Source organism: Frankia sp. CcMO1 (assembly GCF_977945845.1).
The window spans coordinates 1-12189 of the sequence record NZ_CDWTMG010000145.1 but is presented as its reverse complement, the minus strand read 5'-3'; the positions used below and the strand labels follow the sequence as shown (position 1 = coordinate 12189).

Below are 12189 nucleotides of genomic sequence, written 5' to 3'. Positions count from 1 at the left end.
ACCGCGAGCCGCGCCCGGCTCGGCGCCCGGCGCGGCTGCGGGTCGATGGCCGGAGCGGTCGCGCCGGCCGAGCGGGCCGCGGGCCGCCCCGTCGAGGAGGTCGGGGCGCTTGTCGTCCGCCCACCGCCCCTTTGCCTGGAGTCGGGCCGCCCGGAGCCGGTCCGCCCGGGGGCGGAACGCCCGGCGCGGGAGAGCGGCTGCGCGGGAGCGGTCACGATGCGCCTCCGGTCGGTTTCCGGGTGTGGTCCGGGTTCGGCGCGGTACGTTCGACGGCACGCAGACGGACGGAGGCCGCCCGCGGGTTCTCGGCCTTCTCGGTCTCGCTCGCCGGTTCCGCACCTCGGGTCAACCAGCGCAGCCTGGGGCCCGCGCCCTCGGGCACCACCGGCAGGCCCGGCGGGACCAAGGCCTCCGCATAGCCGCGCAGTTGCCGCTTGACCAGCCGGTCCTCGAGCGAGTGGTACGATAGGACGACGAGCCGGCCGGACACGGCCAGCGCGTCGAAGGCCGCGGGCAACGCCCGGGCGAGCACGTCGAGCTCGGCGTTGACCTCGATACGTAACGCTTGGAAGGTACGTTTCGCCGGATTGCCGCCGGTCCGCCGGGCCGGCGCCGGGATGGCGTCGCGTACCAGGTCGGCGAGCCGCGCCGAGGCGACGAACGGGGCGACGGCCCTGGCCTGGACGATCGCACCGGCGATGCGGCGGGCGAATCGCTCCTCGCCGTATTCCCGCAGGATGTGGGTCAGCGCGTCGGCATCGTAGGTGTTGAGGATGTCGGCGGCCGTCCTGCCCCGCGTCTGGTCCATCCGCATGTCCAGCGGCGCGTCCCGGGAGTAGGCGAACCCACGGTCGTCCGTGTCCAGCTGCAACGACGACACGCCGAGGTCGAACAGGACGCCCTGCACCACCGGATGACCGAGCCGGTCCAGGATCTCGGCCGCCTCGTCGTAGACGGCGTGGACAAGCTCCACCCGGCCGGGGGCGAGCCCGTGCAGCCGCTCGCCGCTGCGCTCCAAGGCGTCGGGGTCGCGGTCGAGCCCCACCAGCCGTACGTGCGGGAAGGCCGTGAGCACAGCCGCGGCATGCCCACCGAGACTCACCGTCGCGTCCACCACGATCGCTCCGGATACCCGCAGGGCGGGGGCCAACAAAGTCAGTACACGGTCGGTCAGCACAGGCGTATGTGTGGCGTTCAGTGCTGAGCCTCCCTCGACCGCTCGTGGACCTCGTCTTCAGATGTACTGACGGGCATGGGGGCTTCATCGGCGAAAGCCACCGGGCGGCGGGCCCGGGTCGGGTGACCGAGGTCAACCGCCCTCGCGTACGTCCCGGATGCCGGCCGCCGGGGAAGGGACAGCCGGAAGGGACGGTGCGCGTGGCGAGCCCGCGGAGCACCCGGATCCATGAACCCGGGGCAGCTCAGATCACTCCGGGCAGGACCTCCTCGGACAGCTCGGCGAAGCTCTCCTCCTGGCTTTCCAGGTAGGTCTGCCACCGCTGGGCATCCCAGATCTCAATCCGAGTGTTGGCCCCATTGACCACGCAGTCGCGCATCAAGCCCGCGTAGGACCGCAGCGGAGCCGGAATCGTGATCCGCCCCTGCCGGTCCGGCACGTCGTCCGCGGCCGAGGAGAAAAACACCCGACTGTAGTCACGCAATGCCTTTGCGGTAACCGGAACAGTGCGGAGGGACTCGCTGATCCGGGTGAACTCCGCCATCGGAAAGACGTACAGGCAGCGTTCCTGCCCCTTGGTGATCACAAGACCCCCCTCCCACTCGTCACGGAATTTCGCGGGCAGCGTCAGCCGCCCTTTGTCGTCGAGCCGCGGCGCGTGGCTGCCGAGAAACACCAGCAACCTCCTCGCCACCGCGAGGAAGACAACGACAGGTCACCCCGCGACGGTCACCCGTAAGCTGCTGTCCCCCACTGCGCGCCACTCTACCCCACTCCCCCACCCGACACCCCCTCAACACCCCGTACCACCCCACCGAACCCCCTCCATTGGGGGTCGCCCGCGCTACCTAAGAAGAAGGTGGTAGAAGTCGCAAAAAATCAGTACAAATGACTCTGGTGGATGAAGGAACATTCGGTCTCACCCGCCGTCCCGGCGAGGCCGATCAGATACAGACACCTACCCCTCATCTCCTGTCGGGCTCCGGTTCGAGGCATGTTTCCTCGACCACCACGGCCTGCACGCCCGCGGTGGATGTCACACTCGGGGGGGGACAGGTCCCACCGGGGCCGGGTTCGCGCATCCCGACGCGCGACGCATCCCGACACTCGACACCCGGAGGGGGGCCAAACTCGTGGTGACCGACCCTGGTCTTCTGCACTGGCGTGACCCGGTGACCGACATCGGCCATCTCGCCGATGTCACCAACCGGGTGCGGGCCAGCATCGAGACGGTCATCGACGGCAAGTCCGAGGCGATCACGGCGGCCCTGGTCGTGCTGCTGTCCGAGGGCCATCTGCTGATCGAGGACGTCCCCGGGGTCGGCAAGACCATGCTCGCCAAGGCCCTCGCACGGTCCATCGACGCCCGGGTACGCCGCATCCAGTTCACTCCGGACCTGCTCCCCAGCGACGTCACCGGGGTCAGCGTCTACAACCAGGGCACCCGTGACTTCGAGTTCCGTCCCGGTCCGGTGTTCGCCAACATCGTCGTCGGCGACGAGATCAACCGCGCCGAGCCGAAGGCGCAGTCGGCGCTCCTCGAATGCATGGAAGAACACCAGGTCACGGTCGACGGCGTCACCTACCGGCTCGAGTCGCCCTTCATGGTGATCGCGACCCAGAACCCGGTGGAGATGGAGGGCACCCGGGCGTTGCCGGAGGCCCAGCGCGACCGTTTCACCGCCCGGATCTCGATGGGCTACCCCTCCCCCGCGGCCGAGCTGGAGATGCTCGACAGCCACGGCAACGCCAACCCGCTGGCCGGCATCACCCCGGTCACCGACGCCGCCGAGATCGCCAAGCTGATCGCACTCGTCCGCACGGTGCACGTCTCGCCCGAAGCGCGCCACTACATCGTCGACCTGGTCGGCGGGACCCGCACGCATCCTGAGATCGCGCTCGGCGCGTCCCCCCGGGCGGCGCTGCATCTCATCCGTGCTGCCCGAGCCCGCGCGGCCCTGGACCAGCGCGGTTTCGTCCTCCCCGACGACGTTCAGGAGATGGCTGTCCCGGTCATGGCGCACCGCCTACTGCTGCAGCCCGAGATCATGCTCTCCGGAGAGCCGACGATCGAGGTCGCCGCCCGCATCCTGACCGACGTCCTGCGCCGGATTCCGATCCTTCGTCCCGGTACGGCACGCCCAACCCGGCACGGCCGTTAGAGCTCCGTGTGTGGAACCTCCGGGTGCGCGACTTTGTCGCGGCGCTGCGTGGCCTGACGATCCGCGGCCGGTCGTTCGTCGCCGCCGGCATCGCCTGCGCGGCGTCCGCGGCCGTGCTCGGCGAGCAGGACCTGCTGCGGATCGGCCTGCTCCTCATTCTCCTCCCCGTGCTCGCGGCGGCCTTCGTCTGCCGGACCCGCTACCGGCTCGCCTGCACCCGCCGGCTCGAACCGAGCCGGGTGACCGCCGGGGACCGGGTCTCGGTCCGGATCAGACTGGAAAACGTCAGCCGGTCGCCGTCGTCGGTGCTCCTGGTGGAGGACGCCGCCGCGGACGGGCTGGGCGGCGGGGTCCGGTTCGTACTCGGCCGGATCGAGCCCGGTGGCAGCCGGGACCTGTCCTATGTCCTGCACGCGGGGATGCGCGGTCGCTACCAGATCGGACCGATGGCGATCCGCCTCGGTGACCCGTTCGGGCTGTGCGAACTGTCGCGCAGTTTCCGCAGCCTGGACGAGCTGGTCGTGGCCCCCCCGATCGAGCGGCTGCCGTCGGCCCGCCCGATCGGTGCCGCGCGTGTCAGCACCCAGCTGCGCCGCCCGACCGGGCTCGCGGGTGAGAACGAGACGACGACCCGTCCGTACCGGTCCGGCGACGACCTGCGCAAGGTGCATTGGAAGACAACCGCCCGCCGCGGCGAGCTGATGGTCCGGCGCGAGGAGCACCCGCAGACGGGCGGGGCGACTATCCTGATCGACACCCGGGCCCGGGCGTGGCCCGACAGAGGCCCCTCAGCATCGTTCGAGTGGGCGGTGAGCGCGGTCGGGGCGATCGGCGTCCACCTCGTCCGGGGCGGGTACCGGGTCCGACTGCTGGCCGATCAGGGGCTGGCGGCCATCGCCGCGGGGGGTACCGTCGGCGGGCTCCTCGACGAGCTTTCAACGCTGACGCCCGCCCCCACCGAGTCCCTGCACCCAGCGCTCGCGGCCGGCCGCAGGCAGGCCGATCACGGCGGCATGTTTATCGCCGTCCTCGGCCACACCGATGCGCCCACTGCCGCCGCGCTGGCCGGGCTGCGGCCCCGCAGCGCCCCGGCGATCGCGGTGCTCGTCGACGTGGCCAGCTGGAGCACCGCCGCGGCGGCCCCGAAGATCGCCGCCGACCTCGGAACGACGCACGCGGTGCTCACCCGCGCTGGCTGGGCGGTCCTTGTCGCGGCGGCGGGCACCAGCCTCGCGGCGATGTGGCCGCGGGTCGCCGCCCGGGCCCGGGGCACGGGCGGCGTCGGTGCTTCGAGTGCCGCCGGAGTCTCCGGACGTGCCGGGACCGTGGGACTCACCGGGGCAACGGGGCACAGCGGCGGTCTCCACATCGGCGGACGGTCGGTGCCGTGAACGCCCGCCCGGTGCCCACAGTGATCGTCACCGTCGTCTGTCTGCTGTCCACCAGCGCGCTGACCCGTCTGTTCGAGGGTGTCCTCTGGTGGTTCGGGCCGGTACTCGTCGCCACGGCCGTGGCCGTGGGGACGGGGGTGGCGAGCCGCCTGCTCCTGCTGCCGGCGGCGGCCGGGATCCTGCTCAGTCTGGTCGGCCTCATCGGCACCGTCACCGTGCTGTCCGCGCGGTCGACGGCGTTGCTGGGCTTCCTGCCGACCGCCACCACGGTCAAGACGCTGCGCACGCTCATCTCCGCCGGCGGCTCCGACATCTCACGGCTGGCCGCGCCGGTGCCCGATCGGCCGGGCCTGGTGGTCCTCACGGTGATCGGCGTCTACCTCCTGGTCATGATCGTCGATCTGATCGTGGTGAAGTTCGACCACCCGACGCTCGGCGGCCTTCCGCTGCTGGCGCTGTATGCGGTGTCGGCGGCGATTCTGCCCGGGGGCGTCGGCACGGTGCCCTTCCTACTCGGCGCGGTGAGCTTCATCGCCCTGCTCCTGCTCGACGGGCGGTTGGCGTACGGGCGATGGGGCCGGACCGTCTCCGACCAGCGGAGGGCCGGCGTCGAGATGTTCGGCGGTCGCCTCGCCGTGGGCGCGCTCGGGGTCGCCGTCACCGCGCTGGTCGCTGCGATCGCGGTGCCGTTGGGCCTGCCGTCCCTTGACGGCGAGGGACTAGTGTCGCGCAAGGGTGGATCCGGCGCCGGGGACGGTCCGAGTTCAGCCAGCGTCGTGCAGCCGATCGTCTCGGTGAGCCAGCAGCTGCACGCCAGCACGGAGGTGCCCCTGCTTCGGGTGCGCTTCGACAAGCCGGAGTATCTGCGACTGACGGCGCTGGAGAACTTCGACGGCCAGCTGTTCACCCTGCGGGCGTTGAACGCCACCCGGGAGAACCGGGTCAGCGAGGGACTACCGAAACCACGGACGGGCGGCACCACCCAGTCGGTGCGTGCGGAAGTGGCCGTCACCGGGCGGTTCAACGAGCTGTATCTGCCAGTTCCGGGCATCCCAACCCGGATCGAGGGGCTGACCGGCGACTGGCGGCTGGCGAGCCCGACAGGCACGATCTTCTCGACCCGGACCTCGACGGCGAACGCGCACTACCAGGTGGACGCGGTGGTGCCGAATCCCACGAGCGCGCAACTTCAGGCCGCGACCGGGCCGATCCCGGACTCGCTCGACATCGCGACCGCGCTCCCTGACAATCTCGATCCCCAGCTGCGCCAGCTCACCAAGGCCGTGACCGCGGATGCGCGCACCCCCTATGAAAAGGTGTACGCGATCCAGGAATACCTGCGGGGGCCGCAGTTCACCTACGACCTCCAGGGCGCCCCCACCACGCAGGAGGGCGCGCTCAGCCAGTTCCTGTTCGACACCCACCGCGGCTACTGCGAGCAGTTCGCCTCGGCCATGACGGTCATGGTGCGGATACTGGGCCTACCCGCCCGGGTCGCGATCGGCTTCGTCCCCGGGGAGCGGCAGAGTGACGGCAGCTACGTCATCACCAACCGGCAGGCGCATGCCTGGCCTGAGGTCTGGTTCCCGTCGATCGGCTGGATCAGCTTCGAGCCGACCCGCCGCAGCGACGGAGCCACCTCGGCGCCGTCCTACGCCCCCGCCGGGCCCGAGGACCCCGACAATGAGGCCGCCCTGCCGGAAGATCAGGATCAGACCGAACTGCAGGCAGCGCCCGAGCCGGTGCCCGTGCCGGATACCTCCACGCCGGCTCCCGGCGACGATCCGACCGCGGTGGACGCCCCGCGGTCAGGTGATGGCGCATCGACCTCCACCGGGATTCCCTCCTGGGTGATCTGGCTGTGCGGTGCCCTGCCCGTCCTGGGCCTGCTGGCCGTTCCGGCGATCACCCGGATCCAGCGGAGGCGGGTCCGGCTGCGCCCGGCCGAAGACGATCCTTCAGACCCGTCTGGGGCGACGGTGGAACGGGTCCACGACGCCTGGGCAGAACTGCTGGACGTCGCCGCGGATCTGGGAATCATGATCCGGCCGAGCGACTCGCCGCGGGCCGGGGTGGCCCGGCTGACCGCCTACCTGGACGCCGAGCCGACCACCGCACAGGCCCCGGGGTCCCGCCCGGAACCGTCTGCGTGGCAATCCGGGGACGGCGGGCCCCCCACGACCTACCCGCAGGCCCGCGCGGCACTCGCCCGGCTGGCCTCCGCGGAGGAGCGGGCCCGCTACGCGCCACCGGAGATGGCCGCGCCGCCGTCCGTCGCAGACCTCGGCGAGGATGTCGTCCTGGCCACCACCACGCTGTGGGTGCTGGCACCGCGGGCCAGGCGGATGTTGGCGCGGATCGCCCCGGCATCGGTTCTCCGACGCGACGCGCCGACCTCGGCGCGCGGACGGTCGAGGACGGGACAGGGAGGCGGCGGGGACGACGCACCCGCCGCACCCGCCACGCCCGCCACGATTCAGAACGATGACAATGATGACAATCAGGACTGGCCGGACCCGGTCAGGGACGGTCCTCCCAGCGCCGCCGCCACCGCTCCTCGACCCGTTCCATGAACGGAGCCCTAGCCCGCGGCTTCGGCTTCGATCCCCCCTGCACACCGCCCGGCCGCCGGTGACCGGTGTCACGGCCGCTGATCCGGCGCAGGCCCGCCGCACCGCGCAGCGCGGCGAACAACATCATGAGGAAACCGAGGATGCCGAGGATCACCGTCAGCGGTACCTGGTTGAGCACCACGCCGACGACCAGGACGGCCAGACCGAGGACGAAGACGACCGCGCTGCGGCGCACCCGGCGCAGCAGGTAGGTACGGGGGTCCGTCGAACGGACGGTACTGGCAAACTTCGGATCGTCCTGTACGAGAGCGCGCTCGATCTGCTCCAGCAGGCGCTGCTCGTTCTCCGAGAGCGGCATCGACGCTCCTCCCACGACCTGTAGGCCCGGCGGACGGAACCTGATAACCAAGGATAGGCATGTGCGGGCGGGTGCGGTAGGCAACCTGTCATGCTGGTTGGAACCGAGCGATTCCCGTCACCTGGTCCGTGCCCGAACTGGGGTCTTTCATACCGGGAAATCCACGATCACGGGAACCGGCGGTGCCGGTTTCACAAGCGGTACCAGCGGCACGACGGCGGGCAAGCACATGCAGCTGTGCCGCGAGGTCACGGAACGGCTCCCGGGCGGCCGCGGCCAGTTCCAGGCGTAGCAGCCGCTGCGCGGTGAAGGCATCGGAGTCGACCAGTGCCCCGGGGACCAGGTCGGCGAACACGCGCACCCCGTGGACGTCGACGACGTCCGCGCCAGCCCCGTCCACCAGCGCGACGATCTCGGCGGTGGTGAACCCGGCGGCCGCCCGGGGCGCCCCGGTGCCCTGGCCGGTCAGCACGGCCTGCGCCTGCTCGAAGCGACCCGCCAGGGCACGGGCGAGCACTGTGGCAGCCCGGCCCGCGACGACGAGGCTGAGGACGCCTCCCGGGCGCAGCACCCGCAGGGCCCCCGCCAGCGCGGCCCCGGGATCGTCAACGACGTCGAGGACGGAGTGGCACAGCAACAAATCGGCGGTCTCGGTGCCGACGATGCCGGTCAGGTCGCCCTGCTCGGCCGTGACCCGGTCGGCGACGCCCCGTTCGTCGGCGCGACGGCGCAACGCTGCCAGGGCGTCCGGCGACGGGTCCACGACGATCACCAGGTAGCCCTCGACCGCCAGGGGGACAGCGAAGCTACCACTCCCACCGCCCGCGGCAACGATGATCGGCGGGATGGTCGCGGCCGTCGGGGCCACCGACCAGGCCGGAACCCCCGCTGCCGATCCGGGCAGGACCGTCCGCAGGCCGTGCCAGATCGCAGCCTGCCGCAGATCCGCGCCGGTGACATGGCTGGTCATGCGCGTCGTGCCTCCTCAGGCCGGCATCGTCGGCATCGCCGCCATCAGCCCGCTCGCCCACGCCGGAGGACCGGGCGCGTCACTGACCCACGGTGAGACCTATGACAACCCCGACGACCAGCCCGCCAGCCGACAGCCCTACGACCCGCAGTACCCAGCTGTTGCGACGCGCAACGGCGGACGGCACGGCCCGATGCGCGCCGCGGTGCCGATGCCCAGAACCGGTGAGGACCATCGATGATCTCCTGCTCCGCCAGCCACCGCCCCTCGGGGGGTAACCGATAGTGACTGATGATCACCGTAAACGCAACCGCTCGTCACCCGCCCGGGGCGTCGCCGGGCCGAGGGCAGGCTGACCGTGGTCGGCTCGGCGGCGTGACCATCGCGACCTCCCCACGCCCGACCGGACCGGTGCCGGCGATCACTGGTTGGGACGGCAGGCCCAGCACGCCCTCGACAACCCCGATGAACAGATCGACCTGATGGATCAGATCGTCGGCCTCCCGCCTGGTCACCACCTTCAGCCCGGCCTCGGCCGCCGATCGCCGGGCGGCCCCCGCCGCGAAGAACTCCGCCCACTCCGCGAGCTCGGGGGCCACCCGGACAAGCAGGCACCAGGCACTCACGGGCCGACCGCGACGACCGGGACGGGGCCGGGCCCGGTCCGCCAGGGCGGCGGCCGCCGCCCGCAGCGCCGCGAGATGGGCGAGGGCGTAGCGATCCCCGGTCGTCTGGGCGTACTCGGCCTCACCGAGACCACGCCGGGCGGCGACCAACAGATCGTCACGGAAGCGGCGGGGCAGCCCCGCCGCCGACACCAGGGTCCGTCCAACCGGCTCGGTGGACGCACCGCGCGGCCCGGTGGATCCACCATGGCCGCCGAACGCGCCCTTACTGCGGGCCGCTCCTCCCGCCGGGTCCGAGCCACTGATCGAGCCACTGATCGGCCGACTGGTCACGGTGGTCACGACACCTCCCAGATCTCGAACATAGGTTCGATCACAAAGTAGTGAACCCTCTCCGACGCCGCCCGTCAAGCACCTAGGTATCGAACACGCGATCGAGAAGATCCGACGACCTCGGACTCGACCACCCGAAGAAACCAGCCGAGGACGAGCAGAGCTACCACGTCGGGAACCCATCCCAGCCGCGGGTCCGCGACTTTCCCCCGACAGACATGTCCCGAACCCGCACCCGGCGTCCGGGCCACCCGGGTGACCCCCGGGTCGAGCGCATCCGGATTGGCCACGACAAGCGCCGTTCCGTCCAGCGCAAACCGGATGATGTTCACGTCGCGGTGACCCACGAGCCCGCTGGCGAACTCGCCGCGGGTCGGCGTGAGCCAGCGCAGCGTGGCACCGTCCGACAGGCGCACCCGGCCCCCGTGGCGGCCTGGCTCGAAGGCGGCCAGGGGCACCCGTCCCATGGGTTCGACCAGACGGATCCCGGAACCATCGAGATCGGTCTCCAGCACGAACGGCCGGCCGGCCGCCATCAGCTCGACCCGGCCCCGCGACCACCAGTCGGCCAGCACCGCGCCCTCGCCGGTCTCTATGTGCACGTGCCGGACCGAGGCGTGCCGGGACACCGACTCGATCCGGAAGACCAGCTCGTGCGGCAGTCCGCCGGCCCGCCGCGGGAGAAAGCCCGCCCCGGCCGCCGGGCCCGGACCCGGGCCCGCTGCCGACGCGGGCCGCCTCGCCAGGCTCCTGGGCACCGTGATCGCCATGCTCCCAACCCCCTCCGCCTCGCCGGCCGTCTCCCGGCCGCCTGCCACCCTCGGTTTCGTGGGCTCAGTGCACCTCCGAGCGATCAACGCCCACTGCACGCACAATCACCAGAACCATTGAGAATGTGTTGATCGAAACAGCCGGATTCCGCGATCGGGTCACGCGACGCCCCACGGAGCCGGACCGCTACCCGCGTCGCACCGGGCACCGGGCACCGGGCACCGGGCACCGGGCACCGGGCACCGGGCAGGCCTGACGCGGAAACGACAGGGGTCGTTCCAGATCGGTGGTTGCCGCCATGTCCCCTCCCGGCGCACGCTGCGGTAAACAGACATCACCGGGGGTCATACGAGAGGACCAGATGCCCGACCGCGACAACCTGCAGTTCGCCATCCTCGGCCCGTTGGAGATCACCGCCGGGGGGCACCCATCGTGCTAGGCGGCACCCAGCGCAAGGTGCTGATGGCCGCGTTGCTGCTGGAAGCCGGTCAGGTGGTGCCCGGTCACCGGCTGCTGGAGGTGATCTGGGGGGGATCCACCGCCGGAGAAGGCGCTGGCCACATTGCGCACCCATGTCAGCGAGCTGCGGCGGCGGCTGGAGACCGGGCCCGAGGTGCTGTTGCGCAAGGGGACCGGGTACGTCCTCGACGTACGCCCGGAGCAGATCGACTCCGAACAGGCCCGTCGGCTGCTGGAACAGGGCCGGCGCGCGGTGGACGACGGTGACCCGGTGAGCGCGATCGCCCCGCTGCAGGAGGCCCAGGCCCTCTGGCGGGGACCGCCGCTGGTCGACCTGATCGACTACCCGTTCACCCGGGCCTACGTGGACGCCCTCGACGAACTCCAGCTCGACGTCGTCAAGACCCGGATCGCCGCCGACCTCTCCCTGGGTCGTCATCGCGAGGTCATCGGGGATCTGCGCGTGCTGGTGACACGGCACCCCCACGACGACGGGCTGCGCCGGGAGCTGGTTCTCGCCTTCTATCGGGACGGTCGGATCGAGGACGCGGCCCGGGCCTGCCAAGAGGGCCTGGAGGCACTGCACGACCTGGGGCTGGACTCCGCGATGTTGCAGCAGCTGCAGGAGGACGTGCTGCGCGGCACGTCCAGCCTGGCCTGGACCCCGCCCCGCTCGCTCGACCGGCCGGTCTCCGTGGCGCCCACGAGCCAGGGGGGATACCAGCTGCCCCCGGACATCCGCGAATACACCGGGCGCGACACGATCCAGGCCCAGGTGCACGCCATGCTGACCGATCCGGTCGGGCTGTCATGGGGAACCGTGGTGGCGGCGTTCGCGGGTAAGGCCGGCGCCGGCAAGACCGCCTTGGCCGTGCACGTCGCGCATCGCGTCCGCACGGGGTTCACCGACACGCTGTACGTGGACCTGCGGGGCAACAGCACCCCACTGGACCCGGCCCGGGTGCTGTCCCGGTTCATCCAGACGCTCGGGGTCAGCCGCTCCGCGGTACCGGCCGACCCCGACGATCTCGGCGAGATGTACCGGGAGCTGCTCGTGACCCGCAAGGTTCTGATCATCCTCGACAACGCGGGGGGCGAGGCGCAGATCCGGCCGCTGATGCCGACCGGCCCGGGCTGCGCGGTCATCATCACGAGTCGGTCGCGGCTGCACGGCCTGAACGCCCCGTACTGGATGGTGGACGTCCTGCTGCCCAGTGACGCGGTGGAGCTGCTGGCCAAGGTGGTCAGCACGCAGCGGGTCGACGCCGAACCCGAGGCCGCGCGCGACATCGTCGGTCTGTGCGGCTACCTACCGCTGGCGATCCAGATCGCCGGGCGCAAGCTGGATCTGGATCTGGATCTGGATCTG

General features: G+C 71.4%; 11 protein-coding genes and 1 pseudogene. 5 read left to right on the top strand and 7 right to left on the bottom strand.

Annotated elements, in window-relative coordinates:
- The 3 genes and pseudogenes from AC08OU_RS16510 to mraZ all read right to left on the bottom strand — a co-directional run.
- Nucleotides 1–215 (bottom strand): annotated as a pseudogene (locus AC08OU_RS16510) (hypothetical protein); the annotation flags it as partial.
- Complete coding sequence (rsmH, locus tag AC08OU_RS16505) at nt 212–1198, bottom strand: 16S rRNA (cytosine(1402)-N(4))-methyltransferase RsmH (protein WP_476601002.1); 987 nt, start codon at nt 1196–1198, stop codon at nt 212–214. The gene rsmH and the pseudogene AC08OU_RS16510, both read right to left, overlap by 4 nt.
- A gap of 223 nt (nt 1199–1421) precedes the next feature.
- Entirely contained in the window at nt 1422–1853 is a 432-nt protein-coding gene (gene mraZ / locus AC08OU_RS16500; protein WP_476601000.1) for a division/cell wall cluster transcriptional repressor MraZ, read from the bottom strand.
- A 457-nt stretch (nt 1854–2310) separates the two neighbouring features.
- Between mraZ and AC08OU_RS16495 the strand changes: the two genes are divergently transcribed.
- Genes AC08OU_RS16495 through AC08OU_RS16485 form a run of 3 tightly spaced genes read left to right on the top strand, consistent with a single transcriptional unit; the run spans nt 2311 to nt 7303 of the window.
- Complete coding sequence (locus tag AC08OU_RS16495; RefSeq protein ID WP_462203445.1) at nt 2311–3339, top strand: AAA family ATPase; 1029 nt, start codon at nt 2311–2313, stop codon at nt 3337–3339.
- Between the two features lie 23 nt (nt 3340–3362).
- Complete coding sequence (locus tag AC08OU_RS16490) at nt 3363–4730, top strand: DUF58 domain-containing protein (protein ID WP_476600998.1); 1368 nt, start codon at nt 3363–3365, stop codon at nt 4728–4730.
- On the top strand, nt 4727–7303 hold the full coding sequence (locus AC08OU_RS16485) for a transglutaminaseTgpA domain-containing protein (protein WP_476600997.1): 2577 nt from the start codon (nt 4727–4729) through the stop codon (nt 7301–7303). Before AC08OU_RS16490 ends, AC08OU_RS16485 begins: the two co-directional genes overlap by 4 nt.
- Here AC08OU_RS16485 and AC08OU_RS16480 read toward each other — a convergent pair.
- Together AC08OU_RS16480 and AC08OU_RS16475 are read right to left on the bottom strand one after the other, a co-directional pair.
- A complete protein-coding gene (locus tag AC08OU_RS16480) occupies nt 7251–7661 on the bottom strand; it encodes a DUF3040 domain-containing protein (RefSeq protein ID WP_462203442.1) in 411 nt (136 codons plus the stop codon). The two genes, AC08OU_RS16485 and AC08OU_RS16480, sit on opposite strands and share 53 nt — an antisense overlap.
- An 88-nt stretch (nt 7662–7749) precedes the next feature.
- The gene (locus AC08OU_RS16475; protein ID WP_476600995.1) at nt 7750–8631 is read right to left on the bottom strand and encodes a methyltransferase domain-containing protein; all 882 of its coding nucleotides are present in this window, start codon (nt 8629–8631) and stop codon (nt 7750–7752) included.
- On the opposite strand from AC08OU_RS16475, the gene AC08OU_RS16470 reads away from it, so the two are divergent.
- On the top strand, nt 8630–8872 hold the full coding sequence (locus AC08OU_RS16470; RefSeq protein ID WP_476600993.1) for a hypothetical protein: 243 nt from the start codon (nt 8630–8632) through the stop codon (nt 8870–8872). The two genes, AC08OU_RS16475 and AC08OU_RS16470, sit on opposite strands and share 2 nt — an antisense overlap.
- 76 nt (nt 8873–8948) lie before the next feature.
- Here the strand turns inward: AC08OU_RS16470 and AC08OU_RS16465 are convergent, their stop codons facing one another.
- Both AC08OU_RS16465 and AC08OU_RS16460 read right to left on the bottom strand, forming a co-directional pair.
- Nucleotides 8949–9599 (bottom strand): SAV_6107 family HEPN domain-containing protein, encoded by a 651-nt coding sequence (locus AC08OU_RS16465; RefSeq protein ID WP_476600992.1) that lies wholly within the window; start codon nt 9597–9599, stop codon nt 8949–8951.
- Between the two features lie 65 nt (nt 9600–9664).
- Complete coding sequence (locus AC08OU_RS16460; protein WP_476605246.1) at nt 9665–10408, bottom strand: hypothetical protein; 744 nt, start codon at nt 10406–10408, stop codon at nt 9665–9667.
- A 515-nt stretch (nt 10409–10923) separates the two neighbouring features.
- Between AC08OU_RS16460 and AC08OU_RS16455 the strand changes: the two genes are divergently transcribed.
- The coding region (locus AC08OU_RS16455) for an AfsR/SARP family transcriptional regulator (RefSeq protein ID WP_476605245.1) at nt 10924–12189 on the top strand (1266 nt) is incomplete at its 3' end.

Coding starts and splice junctions, on each gene's coding strand:
- AC08OU_RS16475 (WP_476600995.1), bottom strand. CDS start 8,631: ATGACCAGCCATGTCACCGGCGCGGATCTGCGGCAGGCTGCGATCTGG.
- AC08OU_RS16470 (WP_476600993.1), top strand. CDS start 8,630: ATGCGCGTCGTGCCTCCTCAGGCCGGCATCGTCGGCATCGCCGCCATC.
- AC08OU_RS16480 (WP_462203442.1), bottom strand. CDS start 7,661: ATGCCGCTCTCGGAGAACGAGCAGCGCCTGCTGGAGCAGATCGAGCGC.